The following is a 19,761-nucleotide window of genomic DNA, read 5'->3' as shown; positions in this document are numbered from 1 at the left end:
ATACCATCCATGCAATCCGTAGACCTTGCACTTGGCTTCGGCCTTCTGGGCGGGATGCTTGTCCTGCTGGTGATCGGCATTCCGATTGCCTATTCGCTGCTGACCGCCGGGCTGATCGGCCTGATGCTGACCCGGCCGTGGATCGCGACCGAATTCCTTGTCTCGACCTTTCCCTATTCGGCCTCGGCCAATCTGGCCTATGTGGTGCTGCCGCTGTTCCTGTTCATGGGGCATATGAGCTTTTCCGCCGGCATCGCGCATCGCGCCTTTGACAGCGCGCGCGTCTGGGTGGGCGCCCTGCCGGGCGGCATGGCGATTTCGACCGTCTTTGCCTGCGCGGGCTTTGCCGCCGTGTCCGGGTCGAGCCTTGCGACATCCGCCACGGTGGCGCAGGTCGCCGTGCCGCGCATGCTGCGCGAGGGGTATTCGCAGGCCATCGCCGCCGGAAGCGTGGCCGCCGCCGGGACGCTGGGCGTGCTGATCCCGCCCTCGGGGCTGTTGATCGTTTATGCGATTGCCACGGAAACCTCTGTCCCCGACCTGTTCCTGGCCGGGATCGTGCCGGGGGTTCTGACGGCGGTTCTGTATGCCATCATGCTGTTCGGCTGGGTCAAGCTTGTGCCGGGCGCCGGGCCCGACACGCGCGGCCAGGGCACCAGCCTGCGCGCCAAGGCGCGCGCCGCGCTCGACAGCTGGGAAATCCTGCTGCTGTTCCTGATCGTGATGGGCACCATCTATCTTGGCATCGGCACCGCGACCGAGGCCGCCGCCTTTGGCGCCGCGGGGGCCGTGCTGATCGTGCTGGTACGCGGCGGCGACCGGCGCGCGATCATCTGGCGCGGGCTGGTCGACACCGGAGTGACCACCTCCAGCGTGTTCCTGCTGATCATCGGGGCGGGGTTCTTCGGCCTTGCGCTGACGACGACGCAGGTGCCGCAACAGCTGACGCTGTGGCTGACGCAGTTCGACCTGCCGGTGTGGCAGCTGACGCTGCTTCTGCTGCTGCCCTACCTGTTCCTTGGCTTCTTTGTCGATGCCATCACCATGATGCTGCTGACTCTGCCGATCATCTTTCCGGTGGTTCTCGATGCAGGCATTCACCCGGTGCTGTTCGGGATCCTTGTCACCAAATGCGCCGAGATCGGGGCCATCACGCCGCCTGTTGGGCTGAACATCTTCGTGGTCAAGAACACGGTGCCCGAGATCGACGTGATGCAGGCGTTCAAGGGCGCGATCCCGTTTGTTCTGGTCGAGGTGCTGATCATCGCGCTGCTGATCGCCTTCAACGACATCGCGCTGATCCTGATCTGACCGGGTTGGCAGCGGTCCGCCGCTGCCTCTCCTTCCCCCATCCGAGATAAAAAAGACCCCGCCGGGGAGGAACCCGGCGGGGTCTTGCTGTGTCCGGTCCTTGGGAGGATCGCCGGATCAGAGCGTCTTGCGCACGGCGGCCTCGATCTTTTCGGCGCTGGGCATATAGGCATCTTCAAGGTTCGGCGCGAACGGCACCGGCGTGTGCGGGCAGGTCACCATGCCCACCGGCGCCTTCAGCGCGTCGAACGCCTGCGAGGCGACCAGCGCGGCCACATCGGCGGCCAGCGAGCAGCGCGGCGGGCTTTCATCCACCACCACCAGCCGCCCGGTTTCATCGACGCTGTCCAGAATCGCCTCTTCATCCAGCGGAGAGGTGGTGCGCGGGTCGATCACGGTGACGCGAATGCCGTCCTTGGCCAGCCGGTCGGCGGCCTGCATCGCGCGCGGCACCATCGCGCCAAAGGCGACGATGGTGGCATCGCCCCCGTCGCGCAGGAAATTCGCCTCGCCAAAGGGGATTTCATAGGCTTCTTCCGGCACTTCGCCCTTCATGTCGTACAGCGCCTTGGATTCCAGGAACACCACCGGGTCGTCGTCGCGGATCGCGCGGATCAGCAGGCCCTTGGCATCATAGGGGTTCGACGGCATTACCACCTTCAGCCCCGGGATCATCGTCAGGATCGGGTGCAGGTTCTGGCTGTGCTGGGCCCCGGCCCGCATTCCTGCCCCGCCCATCGTGCGGATCACCAGCGGCGTGCGCGCCTTGCCTCCGAACATGTATCGGAACTTGGCCGCCTGGTTGTAGATCTGGTCAAGACAGACGCCGATGAAATCGACGAACATCAGCTCGGCCACTGGGCGCATCCCCGTCACCGCCGCGCCTGCGGCCGCGCCGATGATGGCACTCTCGGAAATCGGCGTGTCGATCACCCGGTTGGGACCGTACTTGGGGTAAAGCCCCTTGGTCACCCCCATCACGCCCCCGACCGAGCCGACATCGCCCGACCCGCCCGAGCCGCCACCCACGTCGATCCCCATGAGGATCACGCTGGCGTCGCGGGTCATTTCTTGGTCCAGCGCCTGATTGACCGCCTTGCGGTAGGATATTCTGGCCATGTCAGCTCTTTCAGTATGTCACGTAAACATCGGTTTCGAGCGTCTCGAGCGCGGGCATCGGCGCGGCCCGTGCCGCTGCTGCCGCCGCCTCGACCCGCGCGCGGATCTGCTGCTCGATCTCGTCCAGCTCGGATATGTCCAGCAGGGCGGCCGTCGTCACCTTGTCGCGGAAGCGTTGGATCGGGTCGTTGGCGCGCGCCTGCGCCAGTTCCTCGGGGCTGCGGTATTTCTGGGGGTCGCCCACGAAATGCCCCAGGAACCGCGAACAGCGGGTTTCCAGCGTATAGGGCCCCTTGCCCGCGCGCACATGGGCCAGCGCCTCGCGCATGGCCGCGTGCACGGCAAAGAAATCGCCCCCGTCCACGCATTGCGCGGGCATCCCGAAGGCCGCCGCGCGATCGGACAGCGACGGCGCACCGACCGAGTATTCAGACGCGGTGAATTCGCCATAGCCGTTGTTTTCAAAGACAAAGATCATCGGCACCTTGAGGATGACGGCCATGTTCATCGCCTCGAGCGTGGTGCCCTGATTCGACGCGCCATCGCCCGAAAACGCCACCGCCACGCGATCCGTGCCGCGCAGTTTCTGCGTCAGCGCGGCGCCCACCGCGATGGGCGGGCTGCCCCCCACGATGGCATTGGCACCCAACATGCCCTTGTCCATATCGGCAATGTGCATCGACCCGCCCTTGCCGCCACAGATGCCGCCATCGCGACCCATGATCTCAAGAAACATGCCCTCGATTTCACAGCCCTTGGCGATGCAATGCCCGTGGCCGCGATGGGTCGACCCGATCTGGTCCTCGTCGGTCAGATCGAAACACACCCCCACGCCCGAGGCTTCCTGCCCCAGATACACATGGGCAAACCCGGGGATGGTGCCATCGGCAAATTCCTTTTCCACCCGTTCCTCGAACGCGCGGATCGCATACATCGAGGTATAGGCCCGTTTCAGCTCGTCTCGGCTCAGTTGCATGGTCTCTCCTCAGATCAGGGCGCGCAGCAGGGCGTTGACCTCTGCCGCGGTTTCGAGATGCGGCAGGTGCCCCGCGTCATCCAGCCAGTGCACGGCCCAGCCATCGGGCAACGCGGCGACATCGGGCGCACCGACGATGGTGTCGTTGCGGCTGGCAATCAGCGTGACAGGCGGCAGCGCATCCAGCGCGCCGTGCAGCGCGGCGAAATCGGCGCCGTCCAGCATCCGGTCGCGCAGCACGCCCAGCGCGGCCTGCGCCCCGTCCAGCCGGATCGCGCGGGTCACGCCGTCGACCATGTCGCGGCTGACAGTCGCGGGGTCGCGCACCAGCAGTTGCAGCGCCTTTTTCACATCGCGCGCCTTTTCGGCACGCACGATCCCCGACAGGAAATCGTCATTCACCACCCCACCGGGCAGACCCGCCGGGCAGACCAGCGCCAGTTGCCCGACCAGCGCGGGGTGATCCAGCGCCAGCCGCATCGCAACCGCCGCGCCCAGCGAATGCCCCACGACAATGGCGTCCGACACCTCCATCCCGGTCAGCATCGCGGCGACCGTATCGGCCAGGGTGGCAAGCGAGCCGTCGCCCACATCCTTTTCCGAGGCGCCATGCCCCGGCAGATCGGGCGCGATCACCCGCGCCGCGCCTTTCAGATCCTCGATGGCGAACAGCCAGTTGCCGTGATCGCCCGAAAACCCATGCAGCAGAACCACCGCGCGCCCGGACCCGGCCTGCGCCACGTTCATGCGTCGCCCGTTCACGGTGACGGTTTGCAACGCCAGTGCGGTGTCGTCTTCGTCGTCCTCGGCGGCGACTTCGACCGCCGGGCTGTCGGCCAGGAAGGCATCGACCTCTCCCTCGCTCACCTCGCCCTCGGTCAGCACGCCGATGATCGCGCCCACGGGCATCACCTCGCCCGTCCGGGCGACGATGCGGGCCAGCTGGCCGGCGTTCGTCGCCTCGAGCACATTGGTGATCTTGGTGGTTTCAATCTCGAGGATCTCGTCGCCCTCGGCCACGGCATCGCCTTCGGCAATCAGCCAGTCGATGATCGTGCCTTCTTCCATCGCAAGACCCCATTTGGGCATGCGGATCGCCTTGATGGCCATCGTTCTCTCCTGTGTCTAAAACCGGATGACCGGGTCGCTGCCGTCCCAGTCGCGGGCGGCCTGCCGCAGCTTGTCGTTCAGCCGCGTGGCGCGGCCCGACACGTCGTAAAGCTCCATCGTGGTGGAGCCATAGGCGCCTTGCGTTTCGAAATAGGCCAGCCGGTTGTCGCCGATCCGCCCCGATTGCAGCACCCGGTGCCCCGCCTTCAGGATGCGCGCCATCGCGGCATCGAAATCCGTGGTCCAGGCAGAGGTATGGTGCAGCACCTGCCCATGGTCGTGCAGATGATCGAGGTAGCCCGAGGGCACATCGTTGATCTGTTCGATCAGTTCGACCTGCATGTCGCCGTCGTTGGCCATCGCGATCTTCAGCTGCACCGGCTGCGGCGTGCCGCGGTATTCGAAATCCTCGATCCGCACATCCCGGAACAGGTAGAAGGGCCCGATGCCCAGCGTGCCCGTCCAATGGGCCATCGCGGCCTCGATATCGTGGACAACATAGCCCAGCTGCCGCACCGGGCCGAAAATCCGGCTCATCCGCGCGCTCCTTTTTCGTTTCTTTTCAATCTGAAACAGTGATGCCGGAGAGCGGGGTCACACCGCAAATGATGGCTCGCTCATTTGCGGCATGAGGCTGTTTCATGCGCGAAACGCGCCGCGCTCAGGCGATGAAGGATCCGCCGTTCACGCTGAGCGTGACCCCGGTGACATAGCTTGCCAGGTCCGAGGCGAGGTAAAGCGCGGCATTGGCAATATCCTCGGGCGCGCCGGGACGGCCCAGCGGATAGGACTTGGCGGCCTCGATCTTGCCCGGATCGGCCGAGGGGCCCCGGCGCGAGAAATCGGTCATGATCAGCCCCGGCGCGATGGCATTGGCGCGAATGCCGTCGGGGCCGAATTCCTTGGCCATGGCGCGCGTCAGCCCCAACACCCCGGCCTTGGCCGCGCAGTAGTGCGGCCCGCCAAAGATGCCGCCACCCTGCAACGCCGACAGGGACGACACGTTGACGATGGAACCGGACCCATCGCGCGACAGATGCGGCAGCGCCGCCTGAGTCATCAGCAGGGTGCCGCGCAGCACCACGTTGGTGACAAGGTCGTAATCCTCGGGCGTCACCTCGGCCACCTTGCGGCGCTGGGTCAGCCCGGCGTTGTTCACCACGCAATCGACGCGGCCCCAGGCCGTCATCGCCGCCTGCACCGCCGCCGCGCAGGACGCGGCATCGGTCACGTCGCACTCGGCCCCTATGGCATTGTCGCCCAACGTGGCGGCACGGTCCTTGGGCGATTCCGACGGCAGATCGCACAGCACCGCCCGGCCGCCGTGTTCGATGAACAGCCGCGCGGTGGCAAATCCGATGCCAGTGTCGCGCCCTGCCCCGGTGATGACCGCGACGCGGCCCTCCATCAATCCTGTCATGTCCCTCTCCGATTGTGTCTCAGGCCGCCTGACGCCAGCGCACCGCGCGCCGCACCATCTGGCGGAACCAGCGGTTGCCCGGATCGGCATCGCGGGTCGCGTGCCAATACAGGTGAAAATCCATCCGCCCGATTTCAAACGGCACCGGCAGCAGGTCAACCTCCTCCGGGTCGTGGAACATCACCGCCAGCCGCATCGGCATCGTGGCGATCAGGTCGGAATTGCGCACGGCGCGATAGGCGGCAAGGTAGTGCTGGCACCGCAGACGGATTGTGCGGCGGTGCCCAAGGCTGCGCAGCTTGGCGTCCTCAAAGGCGTCGCCTTCCTGCCGCACGCTGACCAGCACATGTTCGCTGTCCAGATAGGCCGACAGATCCAGCGGCTTGCAGGCCAGCGGATGCCCGCGCCGGGCCACGACACAGAATTCCTCGTCGGAAATCCGCTCGCTCATCACCTCTTCGGGCTGTTCAAGACAAACATCGACAACCGCGTCCACCGCGCCCGAGGCCAGCCGCGTTTCCATCGAGGTGCGGCGCACATGCATCGACACCAGCGAAGATTGCGGCGCGTCCTCCATCATCATGTCGATCAGCGGCGGCACCAGCGATGCCTCGAGCACGTCGCGCACGCCGATGGAAAACGTGCGCACGTTGCCCGCCGGATCAAAGCTGCTTTGCCGCTCGAACAGCGCCTCGAGCCGGTCAAGCCCTTCGGCCGCATCCTCGGCCAGACTGCGCGCCAGCGGGGTCGACACCAGCCGGTTGCCCTTGCGCACGAACAGCGGGTCATCGAACAGCAGCCGCAACCGCCCCAGCCCGTGGCTGATCGCGGATTGCGTCAGGTTCAGGCGCTCGGCGGCGCGGGTCACGCTGCCCTCGCGGTAGACCGCGCAAAGGATCACCAGGATGTTCAGATCGGGCCGTCTCATCTTGTACCGCCCTCTCCTGGCGCCGATGCGACATTCGCGAGTCGCAATATTGCAAAAACGTTTGCGCAAGCTACGGCGCCCCATATTTCCTGTCAAGAAGATGAAGACTGGCCATACAGACGGGTAAATATGCAATTATCTCGGGGACGCCCCGGCTCTCCCTGCGCGCCGCGCAAATCCCACCCTTGACAGGCGCGCAACTTTTCAGACAAAAAGCACAAACGTTTTTACACACGCCTGGAGCCACAATGACCGCCGAACAGAACCCGCCTCGATCCGAACGGCTGGCCCTGCGCCAGCCGCCTTATGACGATGCGACCCGACAGGCGATCGAGAATACGGCCTTTACAGGCCTCTCGCCTCAGAATCTGCGGCTGTCGATGGCGCATCACCCGGAACTGGCGGGCAAATTTCAGGCGCTGGCCCATGCGGTACTATTCGGCGCCAAGGTCGAGCTACGCCCCAAGGAAATCGCCATCATGCGCACCACCGCGCGCAGCGGTGCCGAATACCCCTGGGGGATGCATGTCGCGATTTTCGGCAAACGCTGCGATCTGGACGATGCAATGGCGGATGAACTCGCTGTTGCTGAAAGTGACGCCGATCTGGCCCACCCGAACTGGACCGACGAAGACAGGCTGGTGGTGCGCATGGCGGACGAGTTGCATGAAAACAGCAACGTCTCGGACGAAACCTGGGCCAAGCTGACGCGGATCTGGGACAGTCCGCAGGTGATCGAGCTGGTTTTTGCCTGTGGCGTATATCGGTTGGCGTCGTATTACACTAAAACGACGGGCGTGCCGCTTGAAATCGGGCAGGCGCATTTCCCGAAGGACTATCGCAGGACGTAACCCGCCGTGACCAACCGCAGCCGCAAGACGATCAAGGATGTTGCCGCCGCAGCGGGCGTTTCCATCGGAACCGCCTCTCGCGCGCTGAACCGGCGCGGCCGCGTCAGCGAAGCCACGGTGATCCGGGTCACGAATGCGGCGAAAAAGCTGGGTTATCAACCGGATGCGATTGCGCAAAGCCTGCGGCTGAAATCCACCATGGTGATCGGGATGCTGGTCACCGATCTGTCGAACCCGTTCTTTGCCGGGGTGATCCGGGCCGCGGAAAAGCGGCTGCAACAGGCGGGCTATGCGCTGCTGGTGGGCAATACCGACAATGAAAGTGAGCGGGAGGGCGCCTTGATCGACCTGTTCCGCCGCCGCCGGGTCGATGGGCTGATCATGGGCCCCTGCGCGGCGGAAAACGTGCCGCTGCTGGAAGACCTTGACCAGAACGACGTGCCGATCGTCGGCTACGACCGCGACGTTGGCAGCGATCAAAGCGGGCTGCACGTGGATCACCGCCGCGCCGCTTACGAGGCCACGCGCCACCTGCTGAACCTTGGACATGAACGCATTGCGCTGCTGTCTTCGTCCAGCAAACTCAGCCCCGGGCGCGAACGGATTGCCGGGTACACCGAGGCGCTGGCCGAGCGCGGATTCGAGCCGCGCGACGACCTGATCCGCGCGCATAAATCCTCAATGGATTTCGTGGCAAGCGAGGCGCTGTCACTAATGTCGCTGCGCCCTGCGCCCACCGCATTTCTCACGCTCGGCACCCGGATGCTGGCCGGAACACTGCAGGGGTTGCGTCAGAACGGGCTGCGCATTCCGCAGGATGTCAGCGTTCTGACCGTCGGCGATACCGATCTGGCCCGCCTGCACGCCCCGTCGATTTCCACCGTGACATGGGACCTCGAGCTGGTGGGCCAGATGCTGGCCGAGTTGATGCTGCGCCGGCTCGACAAATCCGAAGACGGCGCCCCCCAGCGCATCATCATCCCGACCCAGCTCATCGAACGCGAATCCTGCGGATCGCCTGGAGCGTAACCGTTTCAAAAGGACCACAGATTGACCCAGCGACTGAACGACAAGATTGCCGTGGTGATCGGCGCCGGGTCCATCGGAGAGGGCGCCAGCAACGGTTCGGCCGCTGCCGTCACATTCGCGCGCCACGGGGCCACGGTGCTGTGCGCCGATATCTCGCCCCAGGCCGCTGACCGCACGGTGACGGAAATCGAGGCCCTTGGCGGCACAGCCAGCGCGTTTCAGGTCGATGTGGCCAAAACCGACCAGATCGACGCCACCATCGCCGCCTGCATCGACCGCTACGGGCGCATCGACATTCTGCATTACAACGTCGGCATCGAAGCCTTTGGCGAGCTGATCGAAGTCACTGACGACAGCTGGGACCGGGTGTTCGATATCAATCTGAAGGGCGCGATGGCCGCCGCGCGTTCTGCCGTGCCGCACATGATAGATCAGAAATCCGGCTCGATCATCATGGTGTCGTCCATCGCCAGCCTGCGGTGGAGCCCGATGCAGTTCCTGTCCTACAACGTGTCCAAGGCCGCGCTGAACCGGATGACCCGGGTGATCGCGCGGCAATATGCGCCGCACCATGTTCGCGCCAACGTGATCCTGCCGGGGCTGATCAATTCGCCCCACGCCGCCGCCCTGTTCAAAACCGACGCCGAGCGTGACGCCGCGATGGCCGCCCGCGATGCCCGCTGCCCAATGGGCCATCAGGGCACTCCCGAGGATATCGCGAATGCGGCGTTGTTCCTTGCCTCGGACGAGTCGCGCTATGTCACCGGGCTGGAACTTGTGGTGGATGGCGGCGCGACGCTGTAGCACCTAGTCGAGGAAATCGAACCAGTGCAGCCCCGCCCCATCGTCGCGAATACGACCGGCGGTCGGGCCTGCAAAATGACAAGGCAGCATCACCTGCCCACTGTCGGCCAGTTGCCGGATCAGTGCCTCGCGCGTGCGGCGGGCATGGGGCACATCCATGTCGCCATTGTTCACCAGATGCGGTTCACGCAGCTGGATCGGGTGATGGATCGCGTCGCCGGTGATCAGCCCGGCATCGTTCCGCCCTTCGACATTGATACAGAAATGCCCCGGCGTGTGACCCGGTGTCGGCAACAGGGTAATCCGTTCTTCCAGCCCCAGAGCTTCGGTGAAATCATCCTCGACCAGCTCGGCCAGACCGGCGTCGACCACAGGCAGAACGCTGTCGGCCCAGGACCCGCGGTTGATCGGCGTGTCCGGTGTGTCCGCCTGCCGCGCGGCGTGGCCGTCGAACTCGGCGCGCCCGAAGATGTAGCGCGCGTTCGGAAAGGTCGGCACCCAGCGGCCATCTTCAAGCTGGGTGTTCCAGCCGACGTGATCGACATGCAGATGTGTGCACATCACCATGTGAACATCCGCCGGAGTCAACCCGTGGCGCGCCAGATCGCGCATGTACTGCGTGGTTTTCAGCTTGTTCCAGAACGGCGTTCCGGGCCGCTCCTTGTGGTTGCCGACGCAGGTATCGACCAGAATGTTGCGCCCGCCCGCCCGGATCAGGAAGCTGTGAAAGCTCAGGCTGATCCGGTTGGCCGCCCGGTCGAACAGGAAATCCTGCATCCAGTGTAAATTGCGATCGATTGTCGGCTGGTCAATATTGTGAAACAGCCAGAACGGATCAAGCCACATATGTTCATTTTCGACAATCTTGTCGACCGTAACATTCCCCAGGTCCAAGGTTTTCATCGCACCCTCCCGATTTACCCGCCCGGCCGCGCCTCATGTCGCGGATTTATCAGATTTCATACCGCCTCGCCACTCGGGGCTTTGCGACCGGTCGCGGACCCTGTATTGAATGGAATAGAAATCGGAGAACCGCAAACATTATTTTCACAGCTTGAAAATTGTCACGCGGGAGCCGGGCAAGAAGATCCGCGCGCCGCACCACGATCTAGGGAGGATCATACCAATGGCACCATTCGCGAACCCGTTGCTGCGCGCCGGGCTTGTCGCCGCTACGCTCACCGCTGGCTTTGGACAACACCTTGCCGCAGAAGATTATTCCGATGTCACGCTGCGCCACGCCACCGGCCTGCCGCAGACCTATCCGATGGTCGTGACCACCGAACGCTTCAACGAACAGGTGACCGAACAAAGCGATGGCAAGGTCAAGTTCCAGATGTTCTGGGGCGGCTCGCTTGGCGGAATGAAAGAGGCGCTTGATCTGGTATCGAAAGGCGCGGTTGATATTTCAGACATCGTTCCCGGGTATTTCATATCGCAATTGCCACTGTATTCCATGACAAATGCGATTCCACATACATTCATGGATCCCGCCGCAGCAATTGAAGCCCTGATCGAAATGGGCAAAACGAACGAATCTCAAATTGCGGAATATGAAGCCAACAATATCAAGCCGCTGATTTTCCGGGCGCTGGACAATTTCTATTTCCTCTGCACTCAGCCGGTGAAAACCATGGATGATTTCAAGGGGCTGAAAGTCAAATCCTTTGGCAACTATATCCCCAAGATGCTGGAAGCGATTGGCGCAACCCCCGTCAACGTGATCGTCGCAGATGCCTACGAGGCGATGAAACGCGGCTCGCTGGATTGCACCTATTCGTCCTTCCCCGACATGGAGGCCTACAAGCTGCATGAGGTCGCGAAATATATCGTCGACGTGCCCATGGGCGGGATCGTGGCCTATTCCGACAGCATGAACCTTGATGCCTTCAACAAGCTGACACCTGACACGCAGGCCCTGCTGACCCGTGTCGGGGAAGAGGTGACGCTGTGGTGGAACGAACAATCCGAAGCCGACAGCGCCCGCGCGAAGCAGGCGATGCTGGCCGCCGGGGCCGAGATGGTCGCCTTTGACGACCCCGAGGCGCTGCACGCCGCCGTGCCCGACATGGTCGCCCTGTGGGTGCAGGCGATGGAAGACCGCGGCATGGGCGACGAAGGCAAAGCCTATGCCGAGGCGCTGATGGCCGCCTATGACAAGGCCGCGCAGGACTGATCCGCGCCCAAGCGGCACAGGCGGGGGCCCGCGCGGCCCCTGCCCCGGATTTTGAGAGAACGGAAATTCCCATATGCGGCAGATACTTGCCTTTCTCGACACTGGCATCCAATGGCTCTGCCGCGCCGCGCTGGCGCTGGCGTCGGCGTTCATCGCCATCCTTGCGGTGGTGGGCACCGCCGACATCATCGGCACCTCGGTTCTGGGCAAACCGCTGCCCAGCGCGCTTGAAGTGTCCGAGGTCGCACTGGTGATCGTCGTCTTCACCGGCCTTGCCGCTGCGCAGATGAAAAGCGCGCATATCGCGGTCGACATCGTCTCGGGTCATTTTCGCGGCTGGTTGATGCGCCTGTCGCAGGCCAGCGCACGGATTGCCGCGATGGCGTTTTTCGGCACCATCGCATGGTTCGGCGGGCAAGAGGCGTTGCACAGTCTTGCGATCAACGAATATGCCTCGGGCGGGACTCCGATCCCGATCTACCCGGGAAAATTCCTGCTGGCCTTCGGCTGCGCGGTCGCCACGCTCGAAGCCGCGCGGCAGTTGGTGCATGTGCTGGCCGGCCACACCGTCACGCAACAGGCGGCCCAGCCATGACGGACGTGCTGACAAACGGGCTGATCGCGATTGCCGCGATGATCGCCATGGCGGGGTTCGGCATTCCCATCGCCTTTTCCATCGGCATCGTGGGCGCCGTAGGTTTGTATATGACGGGCGGCGCGACCTTTCTGTTCGTGATGGTGCAATCGCTGCCTTATTCGGTCGCCAGCGAGTATTCCTTCGCCGTCATTCCGATGTTTGTCCTGATGGGCACCATCGCCGCCTTTTCCGGCATCATATCCGAGCTTTACACGGCCGTGAACCGCTGGATGGAGGGGCTGCGCGGGGGCCTTCTGATGGCGACCACCATGGCCTCGGCCGGGTTTTCCGCGATTTCCGGGTCCACCATCGTGAACGCGGCAATGTTCACCCGCATCGCCCTGCCCGAGGTGATCGCGCGCGGCTATCACAAGGGGCTGAGTGCAGGGGTGATCGCCGCCGCCGGCACCTTTGCCGCGCTGATCCCGCCTTCGCTAACCTTCGTGATCTTCGGCATCCTGACTGAACAAAGCATCGGCAAGCTGTTCATGGCGGGTATTCTGCCGGGCATCTTCACCGCCGCCTGCTATATGGCGGCGATCCCGCTGATCGCGCGCATCCGGCCCGACTGGATTCCCCGGTCCGAGGCACGGTCAACCCTGCGGGAAAAGGTGCTGGGGCTGCGGGGCATCTGGCCGATGCTGGTGCTGGTGTTCATCGTGCTGGGGGGCATCTATTCGGGCATCACGCCGCCCACCACCGCAGGCGCGTTGGGCGCGACCGGGGCGCTGGCGATTGCGGTGCTGCGGCGACGCATCACCGCCGGGCAGGTCTGGGCTTCGGCCCGGGAAACGGCGGAACTGACAGCCGTGCTATTCGTGCTGATCATCGCCGGGCTGCTGTTTTCGCGCTTTCTTGTGCTGTCAGGCTTTGTGTCGGACCTGACCGGGTTCGTCACCGGCAGCGGGCTGTCGCCGGGCATGTTCATCCTGTTGATGGTGCTGATGTATTTCGTGCTGGGCATGTTCATCGACCCGCTGTCGATGCTGGTGATGACGGTGCCTTTCGTCTTTCCGGTGATCCAGGCCTACGGGATGCACCCGATCTGGTTCGGCGTGATACTGTGCAAGATGATCGAGATCGGAGTGATCACGCCCCCCGTCGGGCTGAACCTGTTTGCCGTGGTCGGCGCGTCCGAAGGGCGCGTGACGATAGGCGAGGTTTACGTCGGCATCCTGCCCTTCATCCTGATCGAACTGGTGATCCTGACGGTGCTGATCCTGATCCCCGAGATCTCGACCTATCTGCCCGACACGATGATGTAGCCCGCCCCCGGAGACCAGACATGCACGACACCGACCCGGAAACCGGGCTGATGCCACAGCAGAACCTGCTGATCGGGCAACTGCTGTTTTCGCCTGCCCGCTATGACCCCGACCAGGAGATCGTCTATCGCGACGATCTGCGGTTCACCTATCGCGAGCTGCGCGCGCGGGTGCAGCGGCTGGCGGACGGGCTGGCGGGCCTGGGCGTGCGCCCGGGCGACACGGTGACGGTGATGGACTGGGACAGCCACCGCTATCTGGAATGCTTCTTTGCCGTGCCGATGATGGGGGCGACGTTGCAAACGGTGAACGTGCGGCTGAGTGTTGACCAGATCCTGTTCACGCTGACACAGACGCGCCCTGCCCTGCTGATGGTGCATCCGGATTTTGCCGAGGTTGTCACGGCTCTGGCCGAACACATCGCCTTTCCCTGCGGCATTGTGATGCTGCCCGACGATGGCCCGATCGACGGCGCGATCTGTTACGAGCCGCTGCTGGCCAGGGCGTCCGACCGTTACGATTTCCCCGAACTGCCCGAGACGACCACCGCCACCACCTTTCACACCACCGGCACCACCGGGCAGCCGAAGCAGGTGTTCTACAGCCACCGCCAGATCGTGCTGCACACGCTGTCGCTGATCGCGACCTATGCCACCAAGACCGATCAGGGCCGGTTCGACCAGTCCGATGTCTACATGCCGATCACGCCGATGTTCCATGTTCACGCCTGGGGCGTGCCCTTCATGGCGACGGCGCTGGGGGTGAAACAGGTCTACCCCGGCCGCTACGAGCCGGATCGCCTGCTGGCCCTGCAACAACGCGAAGGCGTGACCTTTTCCCATTGCGTGCCGACGATCCTGCAAATGCTGCTGGCCGCACCGGGCGGGGCCGATCTGACCGGGTGGAAAATCGTGGTGGGCGGCGCGGTTCTGACCCGCAGCCTGGCCGAGCAGGCGCAGGCGCGGGGTATCGACATTTTCTGCGGCTATGGCATGTCGGAAACCTGCCCGCTGCTGTTGATCGCCCATGTCGACACACAGTCGCTGCCCGAAGGCGCGGACGACATCGGCCTGCGCATCCTGGCCGGGCGGCCTGCGATCCTGACGGACGTGCGAATAGTAGATGAGGCGATGCAGGACGTGCCCGCCGATGGAGTTTCGCGGGGCGAACTGGTCGCCCGCGCGCCGTGGTTGACTCGGGGGTACATGAACAACCCCGAGGCCAGCCGCGCCCTGTGGCAGGGCGGATACCTGCACACCGGCGACATCGCGACCGCCACGCCCGACCGCTATGTGAAGATCGTGGATCGGTTGAAGGACGTGATCAAAACCGGCGGCGAATGGGTGTCCTCGGTGGATGTCGAGGATCTGCTGACCCGGCACGCCAGCGTGACGGAATGCGCGGTCATCGGAGTGGCAGACGCCAAGTGGGGCGAACGCCCGCTGGCGCTGATCGTGGCGAATGGCGCGATCGACAGCGCCGAGCTGTCGCGGCACCTGCAAGGGTTCGTCGATCAGGGCAAACTCTCGCGCTTCGCGATCCCCGACCGGTTCATCGCGGTCGAGGCGCTGGACCGCACCAGCGTCGGCAAGATCGACAAGAAACGCCTGCGCGAAAAATACGCCGCGCCGAAGTGATCCGGCGCGGCGCGATGTTCAGGCAGCCTTGGGCAGCGGGGTTTCGCCCTGTTCCACCAGCGCCCCGTGCAGGGCGGTGATGGCAGGCTCCAGCGCGTCACGTTCAAGGATGAACTGCACATCCACGTTGCGCGGCCCCTGCGAGGCGCCAAGGGCATAAAGCCCCGCCTCGGCCAGTGCCTGCAACCCGTGTGTCAGCACCGACAGCCCCGCCAGATCGCGCCCGATGACCGAGGCCATCGCAAGCGGCCGTGCCGAGACATCGGCATTCGGATAGGCCTTGGCCAGATCGCTTTCGACCCGGCGCATCACTTTCAGCGAGGAATCGACGTAATGCGTGATCGTGTTGGCGTTCGAATTCTTAGACACGATGCGCACGTTGTGGCGCGTCAGCACCTCGAGCACCTTGGCGTCATAGCCCTTGACGCCCACCATGTCCTGCTCGAACAGCTCCAGCGCGATGATGTCAAGCCCGGTCACCATCTCGACCGCAGGCGCCTCGGCGGGCTTGTCGTCGATCAGCGTGCCGGGGTCTTCGGGTTCAAAGGCGTTCGTCACCCGCAGCGGCACATCGGCCTGGCGCAGGGTTTTCGCCGCCTTTGGGTGGATCGCCTCCATCCCCATGTTCGACATCTGATCGGCCACGTCATAGTTCGTGTGCCCCAGCTTGCGCGCCACGCCTTCGCCCACGATCCCCGGGTCAGCCGAGGACAGGTGGAATTCCTTGTGGATGATCGCCTCTTTCGCGCCGGTCAGCGCCGCCATGCGCGAAAACGTCACCTCGGAATAGCCCCGGTCGAATTCGCGCATCAGCCCTTCGGCGCATTGCGCATAGCCGGTGACGATGGGCATTTCGCCCGATACGTCCAGATCGGTCAGCGCGCCCGAAATCCGTTCGTCCAACGATACATCGCCCGGCATCCGCCAGCCTGTCAGGTCAACGAACCGTGCGTTCACGCCCGCGCGTTGCAGCAGCGTCGCGGCAACAAAGGCCGAATGCGCCTCGCCCAGGCCCGACAGCATCTCGCGCACCTGCAACAGGTGCTCGGACAGCTGGAAATGGCCATAGGAACACAGGCGTTGCAGGTCGATCAGACAGTTGCGCGTGCCCTCGATCCGCTCGGCGACAAAGCTGTCGGCCTGCGCGATATCCAGCGGGTGCTCCAGCACCTCGCGGTGTGCCTTGCCCATTGCATCGGACACCTGCGCAAGGCTGTCGTGCCAGCCATGATCGGTATCGGCATCGGCGTAGCGCGCATACACCCCTGGATCGCCGGTTTTCTTGTGTTCCAGCAACAGGTTGGTGATGCCACCAAAGGCCGACACCACGAAGATGCGGTTATACAACGCTTCGCCCTTGCGGGTGCCGACGAACAGCGTGTCGCGCAGCTCGTTCAGGCGGGACATGCTTGTCCCGCCAATTTTTTCAACTGTATGTGCCATGGCGTACCTCAGGCTGCGGCCTCTTCGGCCGGGGCGTAGGACCCATCCTCGCGGTGCACCTCGGCGCCCGTGACCGGCGGGTTGAACACGCAGGCCATATGCAGCTCTTCCTCGGCGCGCAAAATGTGCTTGTCATGCAGGTTCAGCGCATACATCACTCCGGGCTTGATATCGTGGGTCTCGCCCGTGGCGATATCGGTGATGGAGCCTTTGCCCTTCATGCAGTAGACGCTTTCAAAGTGGTTCTTGTAGTGGAACTGGTGTTCCGAACCCGCCTCAAGCACGGTGATATGGAACGAAAACCCCATCTCGTCGCTGGCCAGCAGCATCCGGGTCGAGGTCCAGCGCGCGTCGGCCACGTGACGGTCGGTTTTCTTCAGTTCGTTGAAATCACGTACAATCATTGTCTTCTCTCCTTGTCGTCCGGGTTCGGGGTCAGGCGCCTGCGGTTTCGGCCAGCACCTCGCGGGTGGCCTCTTGCAAGATCGCGAACCCTTCGCGGATCAGGTCATTCGGTGTGGTCAGCGGGGCGAGGAACTTGATCACCTCGTCATGGGCGCCCGAGGTTTCGATCACGAGGCCCTTTTCGTAGGCGCGCGCGCAGATTTTGCCCGCAAGATCGCCATCGCCCACGTCAACGCCCTGCATCATGCCACGGCCTTTGGGCTTGGCGCCTTCGACCATGTCGGCCACGGCCTGAATCTCGCCGCTCAGCAGGTCGATCTTGGCGGTCAGCTCCCGCTCGAAACTCTTGTCCTTCCAGAACTTTTCAATCGCCACGCGGGCGGTGACAAAGGCATGGGTGTTGCCCCGGAAGGTGCCGTTGTGCTCGGCTGGCTTCCACACATCCAGTTCGGGCTTGATCAGCAGCGCAGCAAACGGCAGTCCAAAGCCTGACAGCGATTTCGCCTGCGTGATCATGTCGGGCTTGATGTCTGCCTTCTCGAACGAGAAATAGGTACCCGAGCGGCCGATCCCGGCCTGGATGTCATCGACGATCACCAGCGCGCCGTGCTTGCGGGCCAGCTTCTCTATCCCGCGCATCCAGTCGTCCGAGGCGGCGTTCAGCCCGCCCTCGCCCTGGATCGGCTCGAACACGAAGGCCGCCGGGGCATCGACACCCGACGACGGGTTGCCCAGCAGTTCCTCGATCACGGCCAGCGTGTCGACGCCTTCGCCCAGCGCGCCCTCATACGGCATGTGGGTCACGTCGCCCAGCGCGCCGCCACCCGCTCCACCGCGTTTCCCGGCATTGCCGGTCAGCGCCAGCGCGCCCATCGTCATGCCATGAAAGCCATTGGTAAAGGCGATCACGTTGCGACGGCCAGTGACTTTGCGCGCCAGCTTGATCGCGGCCTCAACCGCGTTGGTGCCGGTCGGGCCGGTCATCATGATGCGGTAATCCATGCCACGCGGCGCAAGAATGTGATCATCGAACGCGGTCAGGAACGCGGCCTTGGCGTCGGTGTGAAAATCCAGCGCATGGGCCAGCCCGTCACCGGCCAGGTGCTGCACCAGCGCGGCCTTCATGTCGGGGTCGTTGTGGCCGTAGTTCAGCGAGGAACAGCCGCCAAGAAAATCGATGTAACGCGTGCCATCCTCGGTAAACAGCTCGGATCCGCGGGCACGGGTAAAGCTGGCCGGAAAGGCGCGGCAATAGGAACGGGCCGCACTTTCGCGGCGCTCATAGATCGACGGGTCGTTTGCCATGTCTCTGGGCATGGTGACTCCTTCAAATTCAGTAATGTCGGTTGGGTTACGCCGCGCGGCGGAGGGTGCCTGCACGGGTGGGCAGCGCGATTGTCACCATGTGCTCGGTGGCATGTGCGCCGTCAAAGTGCTCGTCCCGCGTGAAGTGCGGTTCGTCGTCCAGATCACCGCCAATGTCGCGGGCAAAGCTGCGGAACAGCCCCCAGGACGCATCGTTGTCCTTGGTGATCGTGGTCTTCAGTTCGCAGGCATCGCGCGCGACATCACGCGAGATCAGTTCCTTCAGCATCTTCTTGCCAAGGCCCAAGCCCCGCGCCTGTTCGCCGACGGCAACCTGCCAGACGAAAAACGCATCCTGCTGCGGGATCATGTGCCCCGAAATCCAGCCGACAACTTCGTCGTCCAGTTCGGCCAGCACGCAGGTGTCGCGAAAATGATCCGCCTGGATCAGATTCGCATACATGGAGTTCTCGTCCAGCGGCTTGCACGCGCGGACAAGGTCCCAGATCGCGGCCCCGTCTGTCGCTTCAGGTTTGCGCAGAAGGGGCGCCCGCGTTCGGGGCAGGTCTTTTTCGGTCGTGATCATGTCTTTCGGCACGATTTCAGGCTCCATGTTTGTTCGGTTTGCTAAGTAGCGCACCCCTGGGTTCATTTCAACATTCTAAGCAAAATATTCCGCTCATAGCGGCCTTTCAGCGAAAATCTCGCAATATCTTGAGCAGGAAATCAAAGGAAAGCACGCAGTATTTACTTAGCATTCCTAAGCGAATCGAATGATCCTTCGCGGATTGAAGCATTGCTGCGGATATGTCACATTTCCCCGTCATGACCGAACCGCACCGAGATAGAATCGACCAAAGCCTGATCGCACTGCGCAGGATTCTGCGCGCAACCGAGATGTATGAACGCGATCTGGCGCAGGCGGCGGGTCTGACCTCGGTGCAGTTGCGGGTGTTGCAATTGGTGGGCGTGACCGGTTCAACCACGCCAACGGCGCTGTCCTCGCGCATGGGTGTCAGCCAGGCAACGATCACCACGCTGGTCGACAAGCTGGTGGCGCGCGGTCTGGTCAGGCGCGAAGCCTCGGCGACGGACCGGCGGCAGACCAATGTGGTCATCATGGACACGGGCCGCGAGACGCTGAAGGGCGCGCCGGATGCCTTGCAACAACGCTATGTCACCGCTTTTGCCGGGCTGGCGGATTGGGAACAGGCGCAGCTGGTCGCCTCGCTGGAACGTGTGGCGGCGATGCTGGATGCGCATGAGATCGACGCCTCGCCGGTGTTGACGACGGGCGAAATCCGCGCTGCAAAACCGGCACATCGCACAAGTTAGCGCCGATACC

Annotated in this window: 20 protein-coding genes; 9 read left to right on the top strand and 11 right to left on the bottom strand. The window is 63.7% G+C overall.

The window, feature by feature from the left end; all coding sequences use genetic code 11:
- The first annotated feature begins 9 nt into the window (after positions 1-9).
- On the top strand, positions 10-1,311 hold the full coding sequence (locus FGK64_RS07485) for a TRAP transporter large permease (protein ID WP_138863195.1): 1,302 nt from the start codon (positions 10-12) through the stop codon (positions 1,309-1,311).
- Positions 1,312-1,428: 117 nt separating this feature from the next.
- On the opposite strand, the gene FGK64_RS07480 is transcribed toward FGK64_RS07485, so the two are convergent.
- The 6 genes from FGK64_RS07480 to FGK64_RS07455 all read right to left on the bottom strand — a co-directional run bounded on the left by FGK64_RS07480 (position 1,429) and on the right by FGK64_RS07455 (position 6,864).
- Complete coding sequence (locus FGK64_RS07480; RefSeq protein WP_138863194.1) at positions 1,429-2,430, bottom strand: alpha-ketoacid dehydrogenase subunit beta; 1,002 nt, start codon at positions 2,428-2,430, stop codon at positions 1,429-1,431.
- Between the two features lie 10 nt (positions 2,431-2,440).
- Positions 2,441-3,406, bottom strand: coding sequence for a thiamine pyrophosphate-dependent dehydrogenase E1 component subunit alpha (locus tag FGK64_RS07475; protein WP_138863193.1), 966 nt, complete (start codon positions 3,404-3,406; stop codon positions 2,441-2,443).
- 9 nt (positions 3,407-3,415) lie between these two features.
- The gene (locus tag FGK64_RS07470) at positions 3,416-4,516 is read right to left on the bottom strand and encodes an acetoin dehydrogenase dihydrolipoyllysine-residue acetyltransferase subunit (protein WP_138863192.1); all 1,101 of its coding nucleotides are present in this window, start codon (positions 4,514-4,516) and stop codon (positions 3,416-3,418) included.
- A gap of 15 nt (positions 4,517-4,531) precedes the next feature.
- Complete coding sequence (locus FGK64_RS07465) at positions 4,532-5,053, bottom strand: VOC family protein (RefSeq protein ID WP_138863191.1); 522 nt, start codon at positions 5,051-5,053, stop codon at positions 4,532-4,534.
- A gap of 124 nt (positions 5,054-5,177) precedes the next feature.
- A complete protein-coding gene (locus tag FGK64_RS07460; protein WP_138863190.1) occupies positions 5,178-5,936 on the bottom strand; it encodes an SDR family NAD(P)-dependent oxidoreductase in 759 nt (252 codons plus the stop codon).
- Between the two features lie 19 nt (positions 5,937-5,955).
- Entirely contained in the window at positions 5,956-6,864 is a 909-nt protein-coding gene (locus tag FGK64_RS07455; RefSeq protein WP_171054006.1) for a LysR family transcriptional regulator, read from the bottom strand.
- A gap of 248 nt (positions 6,865-7,112) precedes the next feature.
- Here FGK64_RS07455 and FGK64_RS07450 point away from each other — a divergent pair, with 248 nt between their 5' ends.
- Genes FGK64_RS07450 through FGK64_RS07440 form a run of 3 tightly spaced genes read left to right on the top strand, consistent with a single transcriptional unit; the run spans position 7,113 to position 9,548 of the window.
- Positions 7,113-7,715, top strand: a complete 603-nt coding sequence (locus tag FGK64_RS07450; RefSeq protein ID WP_138863188.1) for a carboxymuconolactone decarboxylase family protein — start codon at positions 7,113-7,115, stop codon at positions 7,713-7,715.
- Between the two features lie 6 nt (positions 7,716-7,721).
- Complete coding sequence (locus tag FGK64_RS07445; RefSeq protein ID WP_138863187.1) at positions 7,722-8,744, top strand: LacI family DNA-binding transcriptional regulator; 1,023 nt, start codon at positions 7,722-7,724, stop codon at positions 8,742-8,744.
- 21 nt (positions 8,745-8,765) lie between these two features.
- The gene (locus tag FGK64_RS07440) at positions 8,766-9,548 is read left to right on the top strand and encodes an SDR family NAD(P)-dependent oxidoreductase (protein ID WP_138863186.1); all 783 of its coding nucleotides are present in this window, start codon (positions 8,766-8,768) and stop codon (positions 9,546-9,548) included.
- Positions 9,549-9,551: 3 nt separating this feature from the next.
- On the opposite strand, the gene FGK64_RS07435 is transcribed toward FGK64_RS07440, so the two are convergent.
- Positions 9,552-10,451 carry an MBL fold metallo-hydrolase gene (locus FGK64_RS07435; RefSeq protein ID WP_138863185.1) on the bottom strand — a complete coding sequence of 300 codons (900 nt, stop codon included), beginning with the start codon at positions 10,449-10,451 and terminating at the stop codon, positions 9,552-9,554.
- Between the two features lie 223 nt (positions 10,452-10,674).
- Between FGK64_RS07435 and FGK64_RS07430 the strand changes: the two genes are divergently transcribed.
- The 4 genes from FGK64_RS07430 (at position 10,675) to FGK64_RS07415 (ending at position 15,263) form a co-directional block, all read left to right on the top strand.
- Entirely contained in the window at positions 10,675-11,724 is a 1,050-nt protein-coding gene (locus tag FGK64_RS07430; protein WP_138863184.1) for a C4-dicarboxylate TRAP transporter substrate-binding protein, read from the top strand.
- A gap of 73 nt (positions 11,725-11,797) precedes the next feature.
- Positions 11,798-12,319: a TRAP transporter small permease gene (locus tag FGK64_RS07425; protein ID WP_138863183.1), complete on the top strand. Its 522-nt coding sequence runs from the start codon at positions 11,798-11,800 to the stop codon at positions 12,317-12,319.
- On the top strand, positions 12,316-13,626 hold the full coding sequence (locus FGK64_RS07420; RefSeq protein WP_138863182.1) for a TRAP transporter large permease: 1,311 nt from the start codon (positions 12,316-12,318) through the stop codon (positions 13,624-13,626). The genes FGK64_RS07425 and FGK64_RS07420 overlap by 4 nt, the downstream gene beginning before the upstream one ends.
- Before the next feature lie 20 nt (positions 13,627-13,646).
- The gene (locus tag FGK64_RS07415; protein ID WP_138863181.1) at positions 13,647-15,263 is read left to right on the top strand and encodes a long-chain-fatty-acid--CoA ligase; all 1,617 of its coding nucleotides are present in this window, start codon (positions 13,647-13,649) and stop codon (positions 15,261-15,263) included.
- An 18-nt stretch (positions 15,264-15,281) separates the two neighbouring features.
- On the opposite strand, the gene FGK64_RS07410 is transcribed toward FGK64_RS07415, so the two are convergent.
- From FGK64_RS07410 to ectA, 4 genes are read right to left on the bottom strand one after another with little or no spacing between them, the layout of a single operon-like run.
- Positions 15,282-16,706, bottom strand: a complete 1,425-nt coding sequence (locus FGK64_RS07410) for an aspartate kinase (RefSeq protein ID WP_138863180.1) — start codon at positions 16,704-16,706, stop codon at positions 15,282-15,284.
- 8 nt (positions 16,707-16,714) lie between these two features.
- The gene (locus tag FGK64_RS07405; RefSeq protein WP_138863179.1) at positions 16,715-17,110 is read right to left on the bottom strand and encodes an ectoine synthase; all 396 of its coding nucleotides are present in this window, start codon (positions 17,108-17,110) and stop codon (positions 16,715-16,717) included.
- Between the two features lie 31 nt (positions 17,111-17,141).
- The gene (ectB, locus tag FGK64_RS07400) at positions 17,142-18,428 is read right to left on the bottom strand and encodes a diaminobutyrate--2-oxoglutarate transaminase (RefSeq protein ID WP_171054005.1); all 1,287 of its coding nucleotides are present in this window, start codon (positions 18,426-18,428) and stop codon (positions 17,142-17,144) included.
- A gap of 34 nt (positions 18,429-18,462) precedes the next feature.
- Positions 18,463-19,014 (bottom strand): diaminobutyrate acetyltransferase, encoded by a 552-nt coding sequence (ectA, locus tag FGK64_RS07395; protein WP_138864250.1) that lies wholly within the window; start codon positions 19,012-19,014, stop codon positions 18,463-18,465.
- A 227-nt stretch (positions 19,015-19,241) separates the two neighbouring features.
- On the opposite strand from ectA, the gene FGK64_RS07390 reads away from it, so the two are divergent.
- Positions 19,242-19,751 carry a MarR family winged helix-turn-helix transcriptional regulator gene (locus FGK64_RS07390; protein ID WP_138863178.1) on the top strand — a complete coding sequence of 170 codons (510 nt, stop codon included), beginning with the start codon at positions 19,242-19,244 and terminating at the stop codon, positions 19,749-19,751.
- Positions 19,752-19,761: the final 10 nt, after the last annotated feature.

This window comes from Arenibacterium halophilum, assembly GCF_005938225.1.
Taxonomy (GTDB): domain Bacteria; phylum Pseudomonadota; class Alphaproteobacteria; order Rhodobacterales; family Rhodobacteraceae; genus Arenibacterium; species Arenibacterium halophilum.
Note: the sequence above shows the minus strand (reverse complement) of the source record. Positions and strands in the feature narration are given on the sequence as shown.